The organism is Provencibacterium massiliense (genome assembly GCF_900169495.1).
Classification (GTDB): domain Bacteria; phylum Bacillota; class Clostridia; order Oscillospirales; family Ruminococcaceae; genus Harryflintia; species Harryflintia acetispora.
The window spans coordinates 1,659,444-1,682,215 of record NZ_FWCH01000012.1 but is presented as its reverse complement, the minus strand read 5'-3'; the positions used below and the strand labels follow the sequence as shown (position 1 = coordinate 1,682,215).

The 22,772-nt window shown below is 62.5% G+C and carries 19 protein-coding genes; 14 read left to right on the top strand and 5 right to left on the bottom strand.

The window, feature by feature from the left end; translation table 11 throughout:
- Positions 1 to 147: 147 nt before the first annotated feature.
- Together B5477_RS13155 and B5477_RS13150 are read left to right on the top strand one after the other, a co-directional pair.
- Positions 148 to 438 (top strand): hypothetical protein, encoded by a 291-nt coding sequence (locus B5477_RS13155; RefSeq protein ID WP_079700104.1) that lies wholly within the window; start codon positions 148 to 150, stop codon positions 436 to 438.
- Positions 435 to 3,134 carry an Ig-like domain-containing protein gene (locus B5477_RS13150; protein ID WP_079700103.1) on the top strand — a complete coding sequence of 900 codons (2,700 nt, stop codon included), beginning with the start codon at positions 435 to 437 and terminating at the stop codon, positions 3,132 to 3,134. The genes B5477_RS13155 and B5477_RS13150 overlap by 4 nt, the downstream gene beginning before the upstream one ends.
- Before the next feature lie 78 nt (positions 3,135 to 3,212).
- Here the strand turns inward: B5477_RS13150 and B5477_RS13145 are convergent, their stop codons facing one another.
- Positions 3,213 to 3,524, bottom strand: a complete 312-nt coding sequence (locus B5477_RS13145) for an MGMT family protein (protein ID WP_079700102.1) — start codon at positions 3,522 to 3,524, stop codon at positions 3,213 to 3,215.
- A 220-nt stretch (positions 3,525 to 3,744) separates the two neighbouring features.
- Between B5477_RS13145 and B5477_RS13140 the strand changes: the two genes are divergently transcribed.
- The 5 genes from B5477_RS13140 (at position 3,745) to B5477_RS13120 (ending at position 10,032) form a co-directional block, all read left to right on the top strand.
- Positions 3,745 to 4,269: an RNA polymerase sigma factor gene (locus B5477_RS13140; protein ID WP_079700101.1), complete on the top strand. Its 525-nt coding sequence runs from the start codon at positions 3,745 to 3,747 to the stop codon at positions 4,267 to 4,269.
- Between the two features lie 23 nt (positions 4,270 to 4,292).
- Entirely contained in the window at positions 4,293 to 6,299 is a 2,007-nt protein-coding gene (locus B5477_RS13135) for a beta-propeller domain-containing protein (RefSeq protein WP_079700100.1), read from the top strand.
- Positions 6,300 to 6,434: 135 nt separating this feature from the next.
- Positions 6,435 to 7,922, top strand: coding sequence for an ABC transporter substrate-binding protein (locus B5477_RS13130; protein ID WP_159449055.1), 1,488 nt, complete (start codon positions 6,435 to 6,437; stop codon positions 7,920 to 7,922).
- A 30-nt stretch (positions 7,923 to 7,952) separates the two neighbouring features.
- Positions 7,953 to 8,306, top strand: coding sequence for an Asp23/Gls24 family envelope stress response protein (locus tag B5477_RS13125; protein WP_079700098.1), 354 nt, complete (start codon positions 7,953 to 7,955; stop codon positions 8,304 to 8,306).
- Between the two features lie 67 nt (positions 8,307 to 8,373).
- Complete coding sequence (locus tag B5477_RS13120; protein ID WP_079700097.1) at positions 8,374 to 10,032, top strand: DAK2 domain-containing protein; 1,659 nt, start codon at positions 8,374 to 8,376, stop codon at positions 10,030 to 10,032.
- 453 nt (positions 10,033 to 10,485) lie between these two features.
- Here B5477_RS13120 and B5477_RS13115 read toward each other — a convergent pair whose 3' ends face one another.
- Both B5477_RS13115 and B5477_RS13110 read right to left on the bottom strand, forming a co-directional pair.
- A complete protein-coding gene (locus B5477_RS13115; protein ID WP_079700096.1) occupies positions 10,486 to 12,723 on the bottom strand; it encodes a DNA gyrase subunit A in 2,238 nt (745 codons plus the stop codon).
- A gap of 18 nt (positions 12,724 to 12,741) precedes the next feature.
- A complete protein-coding gene (locus B5477_RS13110; RefSeq protein ID WP_079700095.1) occupies positions 12,742 to 14,727 on the bottom strand; it encodes a DNA gyrase/topoisomerase IV subunit B in 1,986 nt (661 codons plus the stop codon).
- A 315-nt stretch (positions 14,728 to 15,042) separates the two neighbouring features.
- On the opposite strand from B5477_RS13110, the gene B5477_RS13105 reads away from it, so the two are divergent.
- The 5 genes from B5477_RS13105 (at position 15,043) to rnr (ending at position 19,605) form a co-directional block, all read left to right on the top strand.
- On the top strand, positions 15,043 to 16,113 hold the full coding sequence (locus B5477_RS13105) for a GDSL-type esterase/lipase family protein (RefSeq protein ID WP_079700094.1): 1,071 nt from the start codon (positions 15,043 to 15,045) through the stop codon (positions 16,111 to 16,113).
- On the top strand, positions 16,110 to 16,586 hold the full coding sequence (locus B5477_RS13100; protein ID WP_079700093.1) for a DUF4358 domain-containing protein: 477 nt from the start codon (positions 16,110 to 16,112) through the stop codon (positions 16,584 to 16,586). Before B5477_RS13105 ends, B5477_RS13100 begins: the two co-directional genes overlap by 4 nt.
- A 39-nt stretch (positions 16,587 to 16,625) precedes the next feature.
- Positions 16,626 to 16,988, top strand: a complete 363-nt coding sequence (locus tag B5477_RS13095) for a hypothetical protein (protein WP_079700092.1) — start codon at positions 16,626 to 16,628, stop codon at positions 16,986 to 16,988.
- 116 nt (positions 16,989 to 17,104) lie between these two features.
- Positions 17,105 to 17,350 carry a preprotein translocase subunit SecG gene (gene secG, locus B5477_RS13090; protein ID WP_079700091.1) on the top strand — a complete coding sequence of 82 codons (246 nt, stop codon included), beginning with the start codon at positions 17,105 to 17,107 and terminating at the stop codon, positions 17,348 to 17,350.
- A gap of 110 nt (positions 17,351 to 17,460) precedes the next feature.
- Positions 17,461 to 19,605: a ribonuclease R gene (rnr, locus tag B5477_RS13085; RefSeq protein WP_159449054.1), complete on the top strand. Its 2,145-nt coding sequence runs from the start codon at positions 17,461 to 17,463 to the stop codon at positions 19,603 to 19,605.
- A 259-nt stretch (positions 19,606 to 19,864) separates the two neighbouring features.
- Here the strand turns inward: rnr and B5477_RS13080 are convergent, their stop codons facing one another.
- Both B5477_RS13080 and B5477_RS15110 read right to left on the bottom strand, forming a co-directional pair.
- The gene (locus tag B5477_RS13080) at positions 19,865 to 20,158 is read right to left on the bottom strand and encodes a hypothetical protein (protein ID WP_079700089.1); all 294 of its coding nucleotides are present in this window, start codon (positions 20,156 to 20,158) and stop codon (positions 19,865 to 19,867) included.
- A 134-nt stretch (positions 20,159 to 20,292) separates the two neighbouring features.
- On the bottom strand, positions 20,293 to 20,466 hold the full coding sequence (locus B5477_RS15110) for a hypothetical protein (protein ID WP_159449053.1): 174 nt from the start codon (positions 20,464 to 20,466) through the stop codon (positions 20,293 to 20,295).
- Positions 20,467 to 21,000: 534 nt separating this feature from the next.
- Between B5477_RS15110 and B5477_RS13075 the strand changes: the two genes are divergently transcribed.
- Complete coding sequence (locus B5477_RS13075; RefSeq protein ID WP_079700088.1) at positions 21,001 to 21,225, top strand: putative Se/S carrier-like protein; 225 nt, start codon at positions 21,001 to 21,003, stop codon at positions 21,223 to 21,225.
- 94 nt (positions 21,226 to 21,319) lie between these two features.
- On the top strand, positions 21,320 to 22,474 hold the full coding sequence (locus B5477_RS13070) for an aminotransferase class V-fold PLP-dependent enzyme (protein WP_079700087.1): 1,155 nt from the start codon (positions 21,320 to 21,322) through the stop codon (positions 22,472 to 22,474).
- Positions 22,475 to 22,772 lie beyond the last annotated feature (298 nt).

Sequence of the window (22,772 nt, the reverse complement as noted above, 5' to 3'; positions counted from 1 at the left end):
ACCGCCGGCCTCTTCCCGATTTATCCTAATTATATCCTGAACTGGGATGGATTTCAAGGGAAAAGGCCAATTTTTGTCCCGTTCCCCGGGCGGGAATGACCGCGAGCAACCTTTGCTAGAGGTCATTTATCTGAAGGGGGAACTGGAATGAAAAAGAAAGCGATAGCGGTGCTGCTGTGCGTGCTGGCGCTGACCGTTTTAGGCGGCTTCACGGTGGGCGGCAGCGGCCTGCGGGAGTACTACGAGGTGGGCAGCATTTCTGCAGAAATGCAATTGCCGGCTGATGCCGGCGGCCCACCTCACGGGGGGAATCATCCCCCCGTGGGCCCCCTAACTCTCCGAGGGGGAGCAACCATGGGTGAGAGTGAGAAAATACCGCTCGATGATTTCACGATCGGTGAAATCAGCGCCGCTTCCGGGGACGTGGTGGAAAGATGAGGCGGCTTCCCGCTTGGCTGCTGGCGGTTTCCCTGGCGGCCGGGATGATCCCGGCCGCCGGGGCGGCGGCAGCGTCTGTTGATCCGGGCGCGACCCTCGGGAGGAGCACCCCGCCCGGAATCGCGGAGATCGATCCAGACACGCCCACCCCGGAGATCTCCCTCTTCCGCGCCCGGGCCGCTGCGGGCCCCGAGTTTATCCGGGTGCCGGTGAAAAACGGCGACCCGGCCCGGATCGAAGGCTTCACCGTCACCGCCCTGCCCGAGGGCGGCGGGGAGGCGGACATGCTGTCCGCCTCGGGAGAGCCCGAGGTGTCGGGGGAGGTCTACAGCTACAAGCTGTATTTCAGCGGCCCGCCGCAGCGGGACACCGGCTTTACCATCTCGGTCACGCCCGTCGCGAAGGCGGGCCGGGCCGGCTTCGACCTGCCCAAAACGAAAACCTCATCCTACACCTACCGGGCCATCGAGAGCCTGACCATCAAGGCCGGGGACGAGGCGGTGGGGGATAAGACGGTCTACCTGCAAACCGGTGGGGAGCGCCAGACGGTACAGCTGGCCGCCGACAAGAACCCCACCTCCCAGAGCTATGCCGCCGAGGTGCTCTGGTCGAGCAGCGACCCAGCCATCGCTTCGGTAGACCCGGTGACGGGGATGGTCACGGGAAACACGGGGGGAACCGTGACCATCACCGCCGCCGTCTACGATAATCCCAACACCGTCACAGCCAGCTGCACGGTGACGGTGGTCCCGATTTCCGGGATCGGCCTCAACCCCAGCAGCAAGACCCTCTTCACCGGGGGCACGGCGGCCGAGACCGACTTTGAGCTGACCGCGACCCTGACGGGAGACAACGGCAGCACCGAGCTCGTCTGGGAGAACAGCAACCCGGACCAGGTCGATATGACCAAGGTGAGCGGCAACGTCTACCACCTCTCGGCCTTTGGCAAGCAGCCGGGGAGCGCGACCATCACGGTGACGGACAAGGGCGGGTTCTATAAGGCCACCTGCACCGTGACGGTGGTGCAGGTCCAGAGCGTTTCGGTGCTGCCCGCCACCCTGACCCTCTATACCTCGGGCAGCTCGCGCAGTGGGACCTTGAGCGCCACGGTGAACCCCACGGCCTACGCCCCGGCCTGGGCGGCGGAGGACGAGAGCCTGGTCAGCGTGGCGGGCAGCGGGAAGAGCTGCACCGTCACGGCAAACACCACCAAGGGTGGGAGCACCACCGTTACCGCCTCGGTGGGCGGCCGGAGCGGAAGCTGTACCGTGACGGTGCAGCACATCACGGGGATCCGGTTCACCGAGCTGCCGGGGACGCTGTACCTCGGCGGGAGCTCGGTGACGGGCCAGGCGCAGGCCGCACTCGAGGGCGGCGGGACGGGGCCGGTCACCTACCAGAGCTCCGACCCGTCGGTGGCGTCGGTGGACGCCTCCACCGGCGTGGTGACGGCGGTGGGGAAGGGGAGCTACACGCTGACGGCGACGGCGCCCAACGGGATCAGTGTGACGAGCGGGGAGCAGGAAGTGGTGCAGCGGGTGACGGGAATCACGATCGCGACCGACTCGCTGGAGAAGGGGACGAACCTCGCATTGAGCGTGAGCGTGACGCCGCAGAACGCGAACGAGAAGGGCCTCACCTGGTCTCTGGAGAGCGGGAGCGGGATCGCGAGCATCAACTCCACGACGGGAACGGTGACGGCGGTGGGGCAAAGCGGTACGATCACGGTGAAGGCGGCGGCCAAGGACGGGTCGGGGGTGACGGCGAGCAAGACGGTGACGATCGAGGGGTGCGAGCATGCGCTCGCCGCCGGCGGCTACGGGGGCGGTGCGGGCACCGCCGCCAAGCCTTGGAAGGTCTCGTCGCAGGCGCAGCTGGCGCATGTGAACAGCCATCTGGCGGCGAGCTTCATCCAGACGCAGGACCTGAGCCTCACGGGCGACTGGACCCCCATCGGAGGAAACAACTATGCCGCCTTCACCGGGATTTACGACGGCGGGGGCCATCTGGTGAAGAATCTTTCGATCCCCAGAAGCGCGGGATATTCTGATGCGGGACTGTTTGGCAAGGCAAATTCGTCCACCATCCGCGGGATTGGGGTAACCAATTTTACGGTGTATGACAGCGGCAGCGGCGTTTCCGGGAGCCTTGTTTCATTTTGCAACGACGGTGTATTGATCGAGCAGTGCTACGCCGAGAACGGCCTGTCCGACGGGTACTGGCACGCCGGGGGACTGGTCGGACAGCAGTACAACGACTGTGAAGTGCGGGACTGCTATGCGGTCAATGTCAACGTAACGGTGCCGGTGAGCACCGTCGACTACTGCGATGCGGCGGGATTGGTGGGATTTTCCACAGTGAATTGCCGCATTACGCGCTGCTTTGCCATGCCGGGTACCCTCAGTGGAAACGGACAGAGTGCGCTCACCGGATGCGTGCCGCTGGCTGATGCGACGGGCTGCACCTCCTGTTACTATGCAAGCGACCGGGGGTACCCGCCCTCTTGCCGATGGTACGATGCAACCAGCGGGATTGGAGGCAGCATGCCCGCCAGCGTTGCGGGTGTGACCCCGTTGACTGTCGCGCAGTTTGCCGACCCTACGAATTTTGCGGATTTGAGCATGGGCGCGACCGGAAGCGCCTGGAAAACCTGGCGCGGCGGTTATACCCATCCGGTTTTGGCGGTGTTTGGATAACGGCAAGAACAGTGTAAAAAGGCGGCTGTGGAAGGATCAAGCCTGGACTCCTTCCGCAGCCGCCTTCTTGATGGAAGGCTATTTTCCATCCCAGCCGAAGCGCGACAGGTCCACTTTAAAGTCCTGCGACACCTCGACCCCTTCCCGCTCGAGCCGGCGGCGCTGCTCCCCGATCCCGTCGCCGAAGGCGAAGGAGGGGGTGAGCGCGCCGAAACGGTTGACCACCCGGTGGCAGGGAATATTTGCCGGATCGGGGTTTTTGTGCAGCGCCCAGCCCACCTGCCGCGCCATGCGGGGATTGCCCGCGAGCAGTGCGATCTGCCCATAGGTCGCCACCTTTCCGCGGGGGATGGATTGTACGGCGGCGTAGACTGCCGAGAAAAAAGACATAAAACTTTCCCCTTTCCCAAAAGTTGTGTTTTTTCGTCAGACATGCTACCATAAAGGACAAGAGAACGCAAGCGGATTCCAATATGTTTTTACAAGGTAAAAACATGGAGAGCCGTTCATTTCACAAGGCAAAATGAACAGCTTATGCAGCAAATCCGGCCATTGCGCGCACTAAGGAAATGGAACCTCAGAGGGCTCCTGGCCCAAACGCAGGTGGAAGATGAACGTAGATGTTGTTTTGATCGAGCAGGCAAAACGGGGGGACAAGGATAGCTTCGCCGACCTGTATGAACAGGTGGCGGATGAGCTTTACCGGGTGGCTCTGTACACCCTCGGCAATGTGCACGACGCGCAGGACGCGGTGTCGGAAACCTTTGTCGAGGCGTACCGGGGCCTTGGTTCCCTGCGTGACAACGCCGCCTTCCGCGCGTGGATCATGAGGATCCTGACCATCCGCTGCAAGCGCAAGATGGGGCAATACGTCAAGGAGCGCGGCCAGATGGATGTCGACGAGCTCGTCTCCCTCTCGGACGGGGAGGACACGGTGGAGCAGAGCCTTTCGCGCGCCGACCTCCTGGCCGCCCTCTCAAAGCTCAGTGCCCAGGAGCGGCAGATCGTCCTGCTCTCGGCAGTGCAGGGCTACACCCTGCGGGAGATCGCGCAGGTGATGCGCGCGCCGCAGGGGACGGTGAGCTCCAAGCTCTGCCGGGCGATGAAGAAGCTGCGGGGTCTGATCGAGCGATGAACAGGGGAAAGGAGGACCGGCGCATGAAGCGGGAAGAAGAAATAAAACAGCATGGCGAGGCGCTGGGTCCTCAGCTTCGGCGGCTGACCGACCCGGTGCAGCGCCCTTTGGCGCTGCAGGGGGAGCTGCTGAAAGGCCGCCTGGACGGCGATGCGCGCCCGGGGCGGGCGGGAGCCCGGCGCTGGCTGGCGCCACTCTGTGCGGTGGCCGCCGGGGTGGTGGTCGTCTTCGGGGCCCTGCTGGCGTTTCACCCGGGAGGGATTGAGACCGCTTCGGGCGAAGCCGCCCCCGAGACGGCCATGCTCATGGAGGAGGCCCCGGTCGAGGGAGAGGCCGGCGCGGGCCAGGCGGCCGCATCGGCCGCCTATGATATGGCGGCCCCCACCGCGGAGGAAGCGGTGCCGCACGCGCAGAGCTACCAGGAAATCATGGACCGGATTCTACAGATCGAAGGGGAGCAAAACAAGCAGGAAGCCATGCTCGCCGACGCGGGCGCGCCCCGCAGCATGATGGGGAGCGCGCCCCTTGCCGCCGTGCAGCCCGGCGAGGGGGACATCCTGCAAAGCGACGGGGAGTATCTATACTACCTCACCGAAAATCAGGAGAGTTTGCTTTCCTCGGCGGTGGGGGGCTTCTCCTCCACCCTCTATATTGTGAAAGCCGCGGACCTTTCCATCGCCTCCGCGACCGAAGTGGAGGGGACGGGCGAGCTCTACCTCGAGGGGGACCGGCTGCTGCTTGTCGGGGAGGACAGCGGATTTCCCGGGGAGGACAGCACCGAGGAGACGTCCTACACCCCGGTGACCAGCGCGAAAATCTACAATGTTGCCGACCCGGCGCGTCCGGTGCTGGAGAGCGACTTTACCCAGGAGGGCAGCTTCGTCTCCTGCCAGGTGCAGGACGACGTGGCCTACCTGGTCAGCGAATGGGTTCCGATGACCGTGCCGGGCGACCCGCTAAAGGCGGTTCCCAGCACCTATGACGGCGCGCAGGAGCGTCCGCTCGCGCCCGGCGAGGTGCTGCTGCCCGACGGAGCAGGGAGCGCTGCCTTTGCGGTGGTTTCCGCCCTGGCGCTCGATGGAGAGACAGCGGCGGTGACCCAGGCGGTGCTCGGCGGCGCGACGGCGGTCCACCTCTCAAAAGAGAACCTCTATATCGCCGGTACCCGGTACGGCGAGGGCGAAGAGCCAGACAGGACCAACCTTCTGCGTTTCGCGCTCGACTCCCTGAGCTGTGCAGCCGAAGGGCAGGTGGAGGGGATCCTGGGGGCGTCGTCGCCGATGGACGAATATGGCGGCTATCTGCGCCTGGCGGCCACGGCCGATGGGGAAATCAGGCTCTATGTGCTGGATATGCAGCTGGAAGAGTGCTCGTCGGTGCGGGGCTTTGCCCAAGAGGCCGAACTCGGCGGAGTGCTCTACCGGGGCGACACCGCCTATGTCACCGCGGTGCGGGACAGCGAGGAGCTCTGGGTGCTCGACCTTGGGGACCCGCAAAACGCGGGGACCCGCGGCAGGGCGGCTCTGAGCGGATTTACGCAGCAGCTGTTTGCGGTGGACGCGCACACGCTGCTCGGATTCGGGCTGGACACCCGCACCGGAGAGGACGGCGTGCTCTATTCGGGCGGGGTGCGCCTCTGCCTTTACGACGTTCGTGACCCCGACCGTCCGGCGCTGGCGGACCAGGTCGTGCTGGGCGGGCGCGCTTCGAGCGAGGCGCTCTACGAGCCGCGCGCCCTGTTGCTGGAGGAGGGCAGGATCGGCTTCCCGGCCGAGCTGCGCGAGGCGGACGGAGACGGCCTGGAGCAGACGAAATTTTCGGGCTACTTCCTCTTTGAGCTGCGGGACGGGAAGCTGAGGGAGCTCTCGCGCACCTCCTTGCAGCGAAGCGCGGCCGAGAGCGACTACAGCACGGTGCATATCCTGCGCGGGACGCTGGCCGGGGACACCCTGTACACCGCGTCGGCGCGCCGGATGGCGGCAGTCGATCCTGTGAGCGGGAAGACGCTCGCAGAATTGGAGTTGGGATGATTGCAAAGCCCGCCGCGGGAAAACCCCGCGGCGGGCTTTCCGCATGAATCGAGCAAAATCGCGGTTGTAAACGGGGGCTAAACTTGATATAATAATTTCATTAAGCAGATGTGAAGGATGGGTGGGATTGCCGGCTTGAAACGGATTGGATTTCTGTGTGCGCTCTCGGCCCTCCTTTTGCTTTTTGGCTGCGGCGCCGACCGCGGCACGCCCCTGCAGCAGCCTCCGGCGCCGCAGAGCGAAAGCTCCTCCATGGGGGAGCAGGAGAGCTCCCCTTGGCGGCTGCGCCTGGCAGTCAGCGAGGGGGATGTGCTCAACCCCTACCGCATGACGAGCCAGCTGAACGCCGACGTGTCGGCCCTGCTGTACGATCCCCTCATCAAGCTGGACGCTTCCTTTGCGCCGCGGGGGTATCTCGTGCAGGAGCCGCTGCTCGAGGGGACGGTGTGCACCCTGCGCCTGCGCGATGGGGTAACCTTCGGCGACGGCAGCCCCCTGACGGCGCAGGACGCGGCCTATTCCTACACCCTTGCGGCGGCCAGGGACACGGCCGGGCGCTTTTCCAATGTGGAATCCTGCGCGGCGCAGGATGAGAGCACCCTGGTGTTCACATTGAAGCGGGCGGACCGGTACTTTTTAAATCTTCTGACCTTCCCCATCATAAAGTCCGGCTCGGGTGCGGAGGATACCCCGCCCGGCACCGGGCGCTACTGCGTGGGGGAGGACGGGTCTTTGATCCAAAACAGCGGGCACTTCGAGGGCGGCTCGCGGGTGGAAAATATCATCCTGGTACCGGTCGGGGACGCCGATGAGATCGGCTACGATTTGATCACCGACCGGATCGACTACGCCCGCCGCCCCAAGGGCAGCGCCCAGCCCGAGGCCTCGGGAAGTGTCCCGGTGCAGGAAAACACGCTGGTGTATCTGGGCTTCAACGGGTCGATCTACCCGTCGGACAACGGGGACTTTCGCCGGGCGGTGGACGCCATGCTGGACCGTTCGGCGATTGTGAGCCAGTCCTTTTCCGGGCGGGCCGCGGCGGCACCCGAGCCGGTCAACCCGACCTTTTACGACGCGCGGGGGGAGCCGCGCGAGCTGCCCGACCCGGATGCGCTGCTCGATTCGATGGGGCTTGACCGGCGGGACGCCGAAGGGTACCGCACCCGGGGCGGCGCCGCTTTTGAAGTGCAGCTGGCGATCAACGTCGAAAGCACCGCCAAGCGGGACGCGGCCGCGCTCCTGAGGCAGCAGTTCGCCGCGCACGGGCTGCACCTCACGATCAACGAATATTCCTTCGAGCAGTTTACCGCGCAGATCGCGGCCGGGGGCTACAACCTGTATCTGGGCGAGGTGCGCCTGCCCGAGGACATGGACCTCTCGGCCCTGCTCTCCCCCCAGGGGGCGCTGCACCACCATCTGCCGGATACCGCCGAGCTCTATCAGAGCTATCTGCTCTCGCGTGAGGGTGCGCTTTCGATGGAGGACTTCTACAACCGGTTTTGGCAGCAATGTCCCTTTGTGCCGCTGCTCTACACCCAGTCGGTGATTTCCCACTCCAGGAATTTTTATCCTGCGGTGGTTGCAACCGATCAGGATATTTTCTATAATATAAGCAAGTGGTAGCCCAAGTGCTTGACCAAAGGAGTGAAATTCATGATTAAAATTGAAAATCATCTCGGTACGATCGAGATTTCGCAGGAATACTTTGCGAAGCTGGTGGGCTACGCCGCGCAGGAGTGCTTCGGCGTGGCGGGGATGGTGTTCAGCAACCCCTCGCAAGGAATCCGCTCGGTGCTCTCCCGCAAGGATGTCGCCGACAAGGGCGTGCGGGTGCGCTCGGGGAATAACTGCCTGGCGATTGATTTGCACATCGCGGTCACCTATGGGGTGAACATTTCGGCGATCGTCAAGAGCATCGTCAACAAGGTGCGCTACACCGTGGAGGAAGCGACCGGCTTCGAGGTCGCCAAGGTCAACGTGTTCGTGGATGACATGAAGGCGCAGTGACGCCGATCATTTTACGGGCGGGGGCCAAGGTAGCCGTGCTCCCGCTGCTTGAAGGAGTGTCCAAGATTTGATGAGAGGCAAAACGCTGCGGGACGCCATGCTGTCCGCGGCCAACAACATACAGGCCCAGCGGCAGGCGGTGGACGCGCTCAACGTCTTTCCGGTCCCGGACGGCGACACCGGCACCAACATGTCGATGACCATCGGCAACAGCGTGCGCGAGCTGCAGGGGCTGCAGGACGACGCCCCCATCGGCCAGGTCGCGCAGGTTGCCGCCTCCGCCCTGCTGCGCGGGGCCAGGGGGAATTCCGGGGTGATCCTTTCCCTGCTGTTCCGGGGCTTCGCCAAGGGGCTGAAGGACAAGGCCGAGGCCGGGCCCGCCGACTTTGCCCTCGCGCTCGAGTCGGGGGTCCATTCCGCCTACAAGGCGGTGATGAAGCCGACCGAGGGGACCATCCTCACCGTGGCGCGCATGGCTTCGGTGAAGGCGCGGCAGCTCGCGGACGGCGGCTGCGCGATGGAGGAGTTCTGGCAGGGCGTGCTCGACGAGGCGAAGGACGCGCTCGAAAAGACGCCCGAGCAGCTTCCGGTGCTTAAAAAGGCCGGGGTGGTCGACGCGGGCGGGCGCGGCTTCGTGGTCATCCTCGAAGGGATGGCCAGCGTCTTCCTGCACGGGGTAATGGTGCAGGGCGAGAGCGCGGGGAGCGACCCCGAGCCGGTCCCTGCCGCGCAGGAATACAACGCCTCGGGCGAATACGAAACCGAGATCACCTATCCCTACTGCACCGAATTTATCGTCATGAAGGAAAATGAGCGCGACCCGCTTTTGCTGCGCGCCTTTTTGGAGTCGCGCGGGGACAGTGTCGTGGTGGTGGACGACGAGGACATCATCAAGGTGCACGTGCATACCGGCAACCCGGGCGACGCGCTGCAGGAGGGGCTCAAATTCGGGAGCCTCACCAAGATCAAGATTGAGAACATGCGCGAGCAGCACGAAAACCGCAAAGCGATGAACCAGCCGCCAAAGATGGGGGAGGAGTTCCCCTACGCGCCGGTGGACGCGGGGCGGGAGATCGGCTTTGTGGCGGTCGCCGCGGGCGACGGGGTCAGGGAGCTGTTTTTGGACCTCGGCGTGGACCGGGTGGTCAGCGGGGGGCAGACGATGAACCCCTCGACCGACGACATTCTCTGCGCGGTGCAGTCGGTGCCGGCCAAATATGTCTTTGTGCTGCCCAACAACAAGAATATCATCATGGCCGCCGAGCAGGCGGGCAGGCTCGCCGACCGCGAGGTCTGCGTGCTGCAGTCGCGCACCATCCCGCAGGGGATGGCGGCGATGCTCGCCTTCGAGCAGGAGGAGGGCCCGGAGCGCAACAGCACGCTGATGACCCAGGCGATGGAGAAGGTGGAGACGGGGCTGATCACCTTTGCCGCGCGGGACAGCGACTTTGACGGACATTCGATCAAAAAGGGCGAGCTGCTGGCGCTGGACGGCGGAAAGCTCCTCTTTACCGACACCAACATCGAAAAGACGCTGATCAAGCTGACCCGCTCGCTGATGGACAAGGACACCGGTTTTGTGACGGTGCTCTATGGCGAGGACATTGAGGAGGACCGCGCGGCGCAGCTGGAAAGTGCGCTGCGTGAAAAGCTGCCGGACGACGTGGAGCTTTCCTTCCTGGATGGCGGACAGCCGGTCTATTACTTCATCATTTCCGTGGAATGATTTTTAGAAAAAATTGTCGGCGCGCCGGGGAATATTCCGGCGCGCCGCGCACATACTAGATTTAGTTTTACGGACTATTTGCGTTTGCAGTTTTGTTTTGTTCGTAAAACAAAGCCGGGCGGCAGGATATGCCGTCCGGCTCTATTTTTTGTTACGGGCTGTTCGATCTGCAACGGTACGCCCAGCTCGCAGCTGAGGAAAAGCCGGGGCGCCGGCCGCCCAGAAGCTCCCGCGAGAAGATGGCGGCCTCGCCGCCATGGGGAAACCCCTTGATAGAGTTTCCCCACGCAAAAACCTCCCACTGGGAGCTTTTTGCTCCCCTTCCTGATCCGAGGGGGGATTTTGTCAAGGCGAGTGACAGCACCCCGGAAAAGGCCGCGGGCGCTGCCCGCACCCGCCAAAGGACTTAGTCCTTTGGAAACCAGAAATTAACCCGAAAGGGGGCTCAACGCCCTATAACGTCAGCTGCTCCCCGACGTCCTCCGCCCGGGGCAGTGCCCCCGCGGCGGGCAGGTTCTTGGTGCGGAAGCGATGTTCGTTTGCCACCATCTCGGGGTTGAAGGGTACCACCCGTTCGACGAAGGCGTTCTTTCTCAGGGTCATCACCGCTACGCCCTGGGTGTTCTTGGTGGTCTTGGAGGAGATGGCCCCGCTGTCCACGATCAGCATACGGCCCATGGAGGCCTTCATCAAAAACTCCCGCTCCTCGCCCAGCTGGAAGATGGCCGCCGTCTCGCTCTTGTCCGAGAAGGCGCTCAGCAGCTTTTTGCGCCGCGTCTTGGTCTGGTAGGCCGAAAGGTCCACCTTGGCGGCCTTGCCATTCTGGAAGAAGAAGAGCATGTAGCCCTTATAATCCCGCGTCACCGCCATGGCAAGCGGGACCTCGCCCTCGTCGAACCCGAGCTTGGCGGGCAGGTAGTCCCCCAGGACGCTTGCCTTGGTGTCGTCGAACTCGCAGGCGCGGGATTTATAAACTTGCTGCTTGTTGGTAAAGAAGAGCAGCTCGTCCCCGTTCCTGGCCTCGCACTGCTGCAGGATCGAGTCGCCCTCCTTGAGCATCTGCTCCGAGCTCATGCGCAGCGAGAGGGGAGTGATCTTCTTGAAATACCCGTGCGCGGTGAAGAAGAGGTTGACCGGGTAATCCGGGACCTCCTCGATCGAGGGGTCCTCCTCGTTTTCATCCGGCTCGATAATCAGGCTGCGCCGGGGCTTGCCGTACTTTTTGCTGACCTCGCGCAGCTCGTCGGAGATGAGGGCCTTGATCTTTTTGGGGGAGGCGAGCGTCTCCTCCATGTCCGCGATCTCGGCCTTCAGCGCGTCCACCTCCTCGGTGCGCTTGAGGATATATTCCCGGTTGAGGTGGCGCAGCTTGATCTCCGCGACATATTCGGCCTGGATTTCGTCGATCCCAAAGCCGATCATCAGGTTTGGGACGACCTCTTTTTCAATTTCGGTCTCCCGCACGATCCTGACCGCCTTGTCGATGTCCAGCAGGATTTTGCGCAGGCCCAGCAGCAGGTGGAGCTTCGACTTGCTCTTTTGCAGGTCGAAGTAGACCCGGCGCCTTAGGCACTCCAGCCGGAAGGCGATCCATTCGTTCAGGATTTCGCGCACCCCCATTACCCGCGGGGCGCCGGCGATCAGGACGTTGAAGTTGCAGGAGAAGCTGTCCTCGAGCGGGGTGAAGCGAAATAACTTCTGCATGAGCTTGTCCGGGTCCACGCCCCGTTTGAGGTCGATGGCGAGCTTGAGGCCTTTGAGGTCGGTCTCGTCGCGCATGTCGGAAATCTCGCGGATTTTGCCCTGCTTGATGAGGTCGACCACCTTGTCCATGATCGCCTCGACGGTGGTGGAGGGCGGGATCTCGGTGACCTCGACGCAGTTGTTCTGCTTGTCATAGTGGTAGCGTGCGCGCACCCGCACCCCGCCGCGCCCGGTGGCATAGATTTTTTGCATGGTTTCCCGGTCATAGAGGATGAAGCCGCCGCCGGGGAAGTCGGGCCCGTTTAAGGTCAGCGAGATGTCGTGCTCGGGGTTTTTCATCAGCTCGATGGTGGTGTTGCAGACCTCCTGGAGGTTGAACGGGCAGATCGAGCTGGCCATGCCCACCGCAATCCCGATGTTGGAGTTGACCAGAATCGTCGGGAAGCGCACCGGCAGCAGCACCGGCTCCTTTAGGGTGCCGTCGTAGTTGTCCACCATGTCCACCGTGTCCCGGTCGATCTCATTGAAGAGCTCGGCCGCGATCGGCGCGAGCTTGACCTCGGTATAACGCGGGGCGGCGCAGACCATGTCCCGCGAAAAGGCCTTGCCGAAGTTCCCCTTGCTGTCCACATAGGGGTGCAGCAGCGCCTCGTAGCCGCGCGAGAGGCGCACCATGGTGTCGTAGATGGCCTGGTCGCCGTGGGGGTTGAGCTTCATGGTGGAGCCCACCACGTTGGCCGACTTGGTGCGCGCGCCGGAGAGCAGCCCCATCTTGTACATGGTGTAGAGCAGCTTGCGGTGGGAGGGCTTGAACCCGTCGATCTCGGGGATGGCGCGGGAGACGATAACGCTCATCGCGTAGGGCATGTAGTTCTTTTCCAGCGTTTCGGTGATCGGCTGGTCGATCTGAACGCCGGCATTTTCGATCACCGCGTTTTCATTGGCGGCCGCGTGTTTTACCGGCCGCTCCTTTTTGCTTTTCGCCATATTGGATCGCCTCCTCCCTTAGCTCAGGTCCGCCGCATCGAGGTACTGCGCCCCGTAGTCGGCGATGAATTGCTTGCGCCCCTCGAGGTTGTCCCCCAGCAGCAGCTCGAACATCTCGGCGGTGGCCTTCGCCTCGGAGGGCGAGACCTTGATCAGCCGCCGTGTCTGCGGGTTCATGGTGGTTAGCCACATCATATCCGGCTCGTTCTCGCCCAGCCCCTTCGAGCGCTGGATGGTGTACTTCTGTTCCCCGATCTTCTGCAGCGCATCCGCCTTCTCGGCCTCGTTGTAGGCGAAATAGACCTTGTCCTTGGTGTTGATTTCGTAAAGCGGGGATTCCGCGATGTAGACGAAGCCCCGCTCGATCAGGGTGGGGGCGAGGGTGTAGAGCATGGTCAAAATCAGGGTGCGGATCTGGAAGCCATCCACGTCCGCATCGGTGCAGATGACGATCTTGTTCCAGCGCAGGCCCGAAAGGTCGAAGGAGCTGAGCTCCTTGTTCGCCTTGGCCTTGAGCTCGACCCCGCAGCCGAGCACCTTGAAGATGTCGGTGATGATGTCGCTTTTGAAAATGCGGTCGATGTCCGCCTTGAGGCAGTTTAAGATCTTGCCCCGCACCGGGATGATCGCCTGGAACTGGGCGTCCCGACCGAGCTTGCAGGCGCCCAGCGCCGAGTCGCCCTCCACGATGTAGATTTCGCGCTCGTTTACGTCCCGCGAGCGGCAGTCCACAAACTTCTGCACCCGGTTCGAGAGGTCGATCGACCCGGCCAGCTTCTTTTTGAGGTTGAGCCGGGTCTTCTCGGCGTTCTCCCGGCTGCGCTTGTTGATGAGCACCTGCTCGGCGATCTTCTGCGCGTCGTCCGGATTTTCGATGAAGTAGATTTGCAGGTTCTGCTTTAAGAAGTCGGTCATCGCCTCATAGATGAATTTGTTGGTGATGGCCTTCTTGGTCTGGTTTTCGTAGGAGGTCTGGGTGGAAAAGGAGCTGGAGACCAGCACCAGGCAGTCCTCCACGTCGGCGAAGGTGATCTTGCTTTCGTTCTTGAGGTACTTCCCGCCCTGGCGCAGGTAGCCGTCGATCGCCCCCACAAAGGCGACGCGCACCGCCCGCTCGGGGGAGCCGCCGTGCTCCAGCCAGGAGGAGTTGTGATAGTATTCGATGTGGCTGTGGCGGTTGGAGAAGCAGAACGCCACCGACAGCTTGACCCGGTATTCGTCCTTGTCCTCCCGGTCCCGGCCCTGGCGCTTGGCCTCGAAATACTGCACCGGGGTGAGCGCCTCGCCCTCCACCAGCTCGCCCAGGTAGTCGGTGATCCCATGTTCGTAGAAAAACTCCTGGGTGTCCATCCCCTCGGCCGTCTGGTTTTTGAGCACGAAGGTCACGCCGGGGTTGACCACCGCCTGGCGCTTGATGGTGTCCGCATAGTACTCGAGCGGGATGTCGATGTCGGTAAAGACCTTGAGATCGGGCCGCCAGCGGATCTTGGTGCCGGTCTTCTGACGGCGCACCTCCTCCTTTTGCAGCCCACCCACGTTTTCGCCGTGCTCGAAGTGCAGGGTGTATTTGAGCGCGTCGCGGTAGATTTCAACGTCCATATATTCCGACGCGTATTGGGTGGCGCAAAGCCCCAGCCCGTTGAGCCCGAGGGAAAACTCGTAGCTGTCCGCGCTCTGGTTGTCATATTTGCCGCCGGCGTAGAGCTCGCAGAAGACCAGCTCCCAGTTGTAGCGCTGCTCGTTTTCGTTATAATCGACCGGGATCCCCCGCCCGAAGTCCTCGACCTCGATCGACCCGTCGGCGAAGCGGGTGACAATGATCCGCTCCCCGTGCCCCTCGCGCGCCTCGTCGATCGAGTTGGAGAGGATCTCGAACATCGAGTGCTCGCACCCCTCGATCCCATCCGAGCCGAAGATAACCGCCGGGCGCTTGCGCACCCGGTCCGCCCCCTTGAGGGACGAGATGCTCTGGTTGTCATATTGTTTTTGCGTGCGTTTCGACATTCCCTTGCCTCCACAAAACGGATTTGAGCCTGTATTTTAAGTGGGGGCGCGCCGCCCCCGAAGACTGAATAAACCAATATACAGGGGCAATCATAGGATTGCCCCACCCTTTATTAAACGTTATTTTCGGGCGATTGTCAATGGTTGCCAACACACACGGGATGTAAAGGAATTCTGAACTTTCATAGATAATGTTTGCCGCGTGAAGATTTGTGTAGTATAATTTATCCGAATACGATGTTTCAATACACAGGATCGATTCTCCCGCGCACTTCCTATAGCGGGCATGATCGCTGCGGGAGGAACTGAGCGCAAATGGCAAACAAGGAAAGCGGATACCGCATCAAACGGGGCGGGTTTCATATCCATAAAAAGAACTGGCTGCTGCTTCTGCTGGGCGCGGCGGGGGTCTGCATCCTGGCGCTGATCATCGCCTGGGCGCTGCAAAACCAGCAGGAAGCGGCCCGCAGCGTCGAAACCCTGGGCGCCTCGCTGACGGCGGGGGCCAGCGGGAAGGCCGCAAGCAGCCAGTCCTCCAGCGGGGAGCCCTCCACGGCGTCTTCCTCTTCGGCCCCGGCATCCTCGGCGCCGATCGTGGTCAACGCCTCGAAGGGCGCAGCAGAGAGCGGGCAGGAGAGCGCTTCGTCCTCATCAGAGGAGAGCGCCGGGGACATCGTGGTCCCGGCCGGAGGAGAAGTGGGGAAGCCGTCCTCGTCCGGCGCGCCGGACGAGCGGCCGGACTTCTCGCTGCCCTACCAGGTGGCGGCAAGCGAGGCGGTGGACGACAGTTACTTTGACGACGCCATGTTCGTGGGCGACTCGATCACCAGCGGGATTTCCCTCTACAGCGTGATGTCCGGCGCGACGGTGGTGGCCAGCACCGGGATCAACCCGACCACCATCCTCACAAAGCCCGCCATCCGGGACAAGGAGGGGGAGCTGCACACCATCCTCGAGACGATGTCCGCCTACTCGCCCGCCAAGATTTACATCATGCTGGGGGCCAACGGGGTCGGGTGGCTCTCGCAGGAGCAGTTTTTGAGCTACTACGGCGGCTTTGTGGACGCGGTGGCCGCCCAGCACCCGAAGGCGCAGATCTTCATCCAGTCGATCCTGCCGGTGACGATGGAAAAATCGCTCTCGGAAAACGGGATCTACGCCAACGGGAAGATCGACCGTTATAACCGCGCCCTGATGGAATACTGCAAAAAGAAGGGGCTGCCCTTCGTCAATGTGGCCGAAGCGCTCAAGGGCGCGGACGGCGCGCTGCCGGCCGACGCCTCGAGCGACGGGATGCACTTCGGCCCCAGCTACTATGAAAAGTGGTTCGATTATCTTCGCAGCCACACCCTCAAAGGGGAAAAGGAAGGAGAACGAAAAAAATGACGTTAAAACGTTTCGGCGCGCTGCTGCTTGCCTCGGCGCTTTCGGTGACGATCCTGGCCGGATGCGGCGAGAAGGGTGGGGCGTCCGCGATCGACGCGGACGCCACCGCCCAGTCGGTGATGGAGAAGGGCGGCTATACCGAGGAACTGGTGAAGCAGGAGGATTCGGTGATCGGCGCGAGCTATCCGCTGCTGGACCTCACACAGGTGGAGAGCTACGCCGTCTATGTCAGCGGCAGCGGCGCGACCCCCGAGGAGGTGGCGATCGTCACCGCCAAGAGCGACTCGGATGTGGAGTCGGTGCGCGCGGCGATTGATCGGCGGGTGGACGACCTGAAATTCAACTTCCAGGATTACCATCCCGAGGAGATGCCCAAGATTGAGAGCGCGGTGATCGTGCAGAAGGGCCGCACCGTCATGCTGGCCATCTGCCCCGAGAGCGACGCGGTGCGCGAGCTGCTCGAAAAGCTGTAAATTTCCTTTGGCGGCAAGGGAGAAGGGTGTGAGCGAAAAATGATGTTTATGGAGTGTGTGGCGATTATCGCGGTGATTGCCATCCTGATTTTTATGACCGCGCGCAGCGGACGCCGGGAGATGGCCCTGTCCATGCTGCCGCTGCTGATCGTTCCGGGGTTTTACCTGCTCAGCGCCCCCCTTTCCAAGGTGATCGATCCGCTGCTGCCCGCCATCCCCCGCTTCGCCATCGCGGTGGGGATCACGGTGATCGGTCTGGTGATCGCCTGCGTGCTGTTCGGGATGCTCTGCGGCAACTACCCGACCAAGCGTGCGCGCCGGGGTTATCTCTGGATGTGCGCGGGCTTCTCGACCATCCTGACGGTGGTGCTGCTCTACAATGTGATCGTGGTGCTCGTCTAAAATCTTAAAAATACCGCTTGCATATTGGCAAAACTTGTGCTATCATTGTTTAGCACAAGAATCATGGCGTCCGCATATGCGGCCTTAGGATAACAGGAAAACCGGGAGGAAACACAATGGGAGCTTTTGAAATCGTCGTCGGCGTGCTGCTGATCTTGATCGCCATCGGGCTGACCATCGCGATCTTGATGCAGGAAGGCAAGGGCGGCATGGGCGCGCTCACCGGGCAGGAGCAGAATGAGAATTTCGGCCGCAACGCCGGTAAGACCCTGAGCACCACCCTTAAAAACGTGACCAAGATCGGTACCATTGCATTTATGGTGCTGCTTATTTTGCTCAACGTTGTCGTCGTTTATTTCTAAACCGAAATGAAGACAGGCGCCCCGCTTTCCATCTGAAAGCGGGGCGCCTTTGTATCATGGGCCTGCTGCGGGCATACTAAGACAAAAGAGAAATGCAAAAAAGGAGAACTATGACAGAGAAAGAACTGAAAGAAAAAATAATCGGCCTGCTGGACCAGAATGAGCCCGTCTCGGCGACCCAGCTGCAAAAGCGCCTGGGGCTGCGGGGGGCCATGCGCGGCAGGCTCTATAAGCATTTGAACCGCCTAAACAAGGAAGGGATAGTCCGGCGCACCGAAGCGGGGTTCGTCCTGCAGGGCCGCCCGGCGAAGGCAAAGCGGGCCGATAAGCTGATCGAGGCCAAGGTTGGCACGGTGCATGAGAAATTTGCCTTCGTCACCGAGGCGGCAACGGGGGAGGAGCTCTTCATCCCCGGCAGGCTTCTGCTCGGCGCGCTGCCCGGGGACCGGGTCCAGCTGCGCGAGCGCCCGGGACGGGGCGAGCTGCGCGAGGGAGAGGTGGTCAAAATCCTCGAGCCGGCGCGCTACGTTTTCACCGGGGTCTTTTGCCGGGGCGAGGGCAGCTGCTGGGTGCGCCCGGACAGCGGCATGAAGGGCGAGGTAATCGTCGCCCCCAACCACACCGGCGGCGCGCGGGACGGCGACAAGGTGGTCGCGCTCATCCACAAGCGCGCACAGCGCCACCGCGACCACCGCGCAAGGGTCCTGGCCGTGACCGGCCCGGCCCAAAGCGCGCGCGCCTGCGCGGCCGCCCTGCTGCGCGCTAACGACATCCGTCCCGGTTTTTCAGATGAAATTTTAGAGCAGGCCGCCTCGATCGAGCGCGCGGGAATCGCGGGGGAGGAGCTTTCCGGGCGGCTGGACCTGCGGGGCGAGGAGATTTTTACCATCGACTCGGCGCACAGCAAGGACCTCGACGACGCGGTATCCCTCAAAAAGCGGGAGGACGGCGGCTGGCTGCTGGGGGTGCACATCGCCGACGTGAGCCGCTACGTCGCGCCCGGCTCCCCGCTGGATGAGGAGGCGCTGGAGCGCGGCACCTCGATCTACTACGCCGACCAGGTGATCCCCATGCTGCCGCCCTCCCTCTCCAACGGGATTTGCTCTTTAAACGAGGGGGAGGACCGGCTGACGCTTTCGGCGCTGCTGGAGCTGGGCGAGGACGGGGAGCTGCAAGGCTTTCGTTTTGGGAAGAGCGTGATCCGCTCGCGGGTCAAGGGGGTCTATGAGGAGATCAACCGGCTGCTGTGCGGGGAGGAGCCGCCCGAGCTGATGAAAAAATACGGCGCGCTGCTGCCCACCCTGCGGCAGATGGACCGGCTGGCGGGCAAGCTCTTTCAGAGCCGCAAGGCGCGCGGGGCGATCGATCTGAGCTCGGTGGAGAGCGAGTTCCTCTTCGACGGGCACGGGGAGGTCGCGGACATCCGCCCCCGGGTGCAGGGACGCAGCGAAAAGCTGATCGAGGAGTTCATGCTCCTGGCCAACCAGGCGGCCGCCGCCTTCGCCGAACGCGAGGGGCTGCCCTTCGTCTACCGGATACACGAGTACCCGCCCGAAAAAAAGGTGGCCGCCCTCTTCGAGCTGCTGGGCCGGCTGGGGATCAAGACGCCCCCAGTGACCGACCGGCTGCGTCCGGGGGTGCTGCGGGACATCCTCGAGTCGGTGCGCGGGCAGGAGCTGGAGATCGTGGTCAACAACCAGATCCTGCGCAGCATGGCCAAGGCGCGCTACAGTGAGAAAAACATCGGCCACTACGGGCTGGTGCTCTCGCAGTATGCGCACTTCACCTCGCCGATCCGGCGCTACCCGGACCTTGCGGTCCACCGGATCATCAGCGCCGCGCTGGCGAGGGAGGACAAGGACCGGCTGCAAAAGCGCTTCGGGCCCTTTGCGGGGCGGGCCGCCGAGCTCTCCAGCGAGCGGGAGCTGCGCGCCTCGGGTCTGGAGCGCTCCTGCGACGACTGCTTCAAGGCGCAGTATATGCAGCGCCACATCGGAGAGGTCTTCGACGGGGTGATCAGCGCGGTGGCCTCCTACGGCTTCTACGTCGCGCTGGAGAGCGGGGTGGAGGGGCTGGTGCACATCAGCTCCCTGGAGGACGACACCTACGAGTTCGACGGGGCGATCACCCTCGTCGGGTCGTTCGGCGGCAAGCGCTACCGGGTGGGCCAGCGCCTGCGGGTGATGGCGGTGCGCGCCGACGTGTCCGCCGGGCAGGTGGACTTCACGGTCAACCTGCCGCCCGAAACGGTTTAACAACTTTGGGTATACTTTTTCCATAGACCCGGTGGAAACCGGCCCCTGTTTTCCCCCAACCAGTGAAAACGCCGGTGGAAAACCGGGGCCGAATGGCAGAAAACCGTCCGGGATTTCCCCAAAACCCGGTGGAAAACTAGGTGGAAAGTGTTGATTACTCTTTGTAGATGCCATTATCTGGAGAGTGGAACCGCGCCTCGGTGGAATGCGGCGCGAACGAAAAGAGGCGCTGAGCGAAAGCTCAGCGCCTCTTCTGATATTAAATCAAATTGATCCAGCGCAGGAGATAGACGCAGTCCTGGAAGCCCTGCTGGTAGATGTATTCGTCCGACAGGCCGAGGGAGAAGTTCTTGGCCGCGTCGAATTCGTCAACCAGACGGCCGTCCTGTCCGAGCTTTTCCTCGATCGTGTGGTAGAGCGCATCGGCCTCCTCGCGGGCGGCGATGAGCGCGGGGTCGGTCTTGCCCGCTTCATAAGAGAGACGGTAGCAGGCGCGGTTGCAGCAGTCCTTCCAGCATTCGGCAAAGGAAGCGTATCCACTTTCTGTTTTCATATAGCATGTCCTTTCTTACACAACCGCTTGCAAGAAAAGAGCGCACAGTGTATAATATTTATGCGCTCCGCCTTTGGGCGGTTGTGTGTTTGTGTGGGAAGCGGCGTTGCCTTTCGGGGGTGGGCGCCGCTTCCTTATTTTTCGTCCTTCAGACGGTCGATCGCCTGACGAACCCCTTCCGGATGATTGATCTTCCTTTTGCGGCAGTAATCGTCCAGAATTTTCATCGTCCTGTCCGAAACGCGGGTAGACAGGCGGTGCGGTTTTTGTTCGTCAGTCGGTCGCCCCATCTTCTTTTTTTCGACCAAGTGGTTCACCTCCTGACATTTGGCCGCAAATATATGATAAAATATATGCAGCCAAAAGTCAAGACAAAAAGTAAAAATATGTCGAAATATTTAGAAAAAAGTGGCGCGGGCGTTTATAGCCTGCGCTTTCTGCTTTGTGCAGGGAACCCCCTCTTGGGGGTTCCCCGCTGTCCCAAGCTCCGCTTGGGACATGGCCACTGGAAGCTCGGCCTCCCCTCCCCGCGCTTAGAAGTCTTGCAAGACGCGGGCTGAGCGCTTCTGGCCTCATATGTGCTTCCTTTCGCGAATCGGGAGCGGCGGCTCGCCGCTCGCTGGTGCTTTCAGGTCGTGGGGCGCTGCCCCACTCCCCGCCAAAGGGACTGGGTCCCTTTGGAAACCCTCCCGTTCAGAACGCGGGCTGAGCATGACCGCCTTGTAAACGAGCTCTTTCGCGAATCGGCCGCAGCGCCCCGCTGCCGCCGCGAACCGGATTGCGCTCGCCGTCATAAAATACAAGGGAGAGAAAGCACAAATATGACAGAGAAGGTGAGCCTATTGAATACAACCAGCGTATCGGTCTCCTCCATTACCTACGCCATCAAGGCGCAGAACGCTCTGCGCGCAATGGGGATCCGCTGCGAGATCGGGCGCGATGAGCGGTATTATACCGGACAGGGCTGCGGCTACACCCTGACCTTCCGGCCGGGCACCAACATGGCTGCGGTCATGGAGGTGCTCAGACGCGAAAATATCAAGCTCGCACCCCCGGCCGTGGGCTAGCTCCCGCTTATGCCGGCACCGGACAGCGGGGGCATGCCCCCGTCCGCGCGCCGCGCAATATATGGAAAATGTTAAACACATAAGGAGAAGGAATATGATTTATTTCGACAACGCCGCCACCTCCTACCCCAAGCCCCGCTTCACCCTCGATGCGGTCGGCGAGGCCTTCCGGCGTTACGGCGCCAATCCCGGGCGGGGCGGCCATAAGATGGCGATCGAGACCTCGGAAATGGTTTTTAAGGCCCGTCAGGAGCTCATTACCCTGCTCGGCGGGGAGGACCCCGAGCGGGTGGTTTTCACCCAGAACTGTACTGGGGCGACCAACCTGGCCATCAAGGGGATATTGCGCGCGGGGGACCATGTGATCATCTCCAGCATGGAACATAACGCCGTCTGGCGGCCGGTGGACGCCCTTGCGCGCGCGGGGGTGATCCGCTACGACATCGCAACGGTGGTGCCGGACGACCCGGCGGCCACGGTGGAAAATTTCAGGCGCCTGCTGCGCAGCAATACCCGGCTGATCTGCTGCGTGCACGGCTCGAACGTCTTCGGCACCCTGCAGCCGGTTGAGGAGATTTGTGCCATGGCGCACGGGGAAGGAATCCTATTCCTGCTCGACGCGGCCCAAACGGCCGGGGTCCTGCCGATCGACCTTCGGGAGCTGCCGGCGGACTTCATCTGTATCGCGGCGCACAAGGGGCTTTATGCCCCCACCGCGCTGGGCGCGCTGATCGTAAACTGTGACGAGCCGCTTGGCACCCTGCTTGAGGGCGGCAGCGGCAGCCTTTCCAAGGAGCCGGCCATGCCCCCCTTCCTGCCGGATAGGCTGGAGGCGGGGACGGTGAACACCATGGGGATCGCCGGGCTGCGCGGCGGGCTTCGCTTTCTGCGCCGGCGCACCGTTGCGGGGATCCACCGCAGCGAGATGGCGCTGACGAACTACCTTTACGAGGGGCTTGAAAAGATCGACGGGGTGATCCTCTACAACCGTCCGCAGCTGCCTGTGCTCTCCTTCGGGATCGAGGGGATGAGCGGCGAGGCGGTCACCGAGGCGTTGGCCCAAAAGGGGTTCGCGTTGCGCGGGGGCTTCCATTGCAGCCCGCTGGCGCACCAGACGATGGGCACCTATGAGAGCGGGACCGCCCGCATTGGGATCGGCGCGTTCAACACCAGGGAGCAGGCCGCCGCGCTGCTGCGCGCCGTGGCAGCGGCAAGCTGCCGACAGCGGGGCGCTGTAGCCGATCCGTGAAAGGACTCGCGTGCAAAGCGGTTATGCTCAGCCCGCGTTCTGAATTAAGAGGGTTCCAAGGGGGCGACGCCTCCTTGGCGGGGAGATTGAGGGCGAGGAGCCCTCAAGGTCTTTTGATAACAAGGCGCGGGGAGGGGAGGAAAACCTTCCAGTGGAAGGTTTGACGGGGAACCCCCAAGAGGGGGTTCCCCTGTTCTTCTCGCAAAGAATCAGCCGCCCGATCTCTTATTGACTGTCAAACGGCGGGGAAGGAAACCTTCCCCGCCGTTTGACATGCCGGAAAATGGGAGCGCCGCAG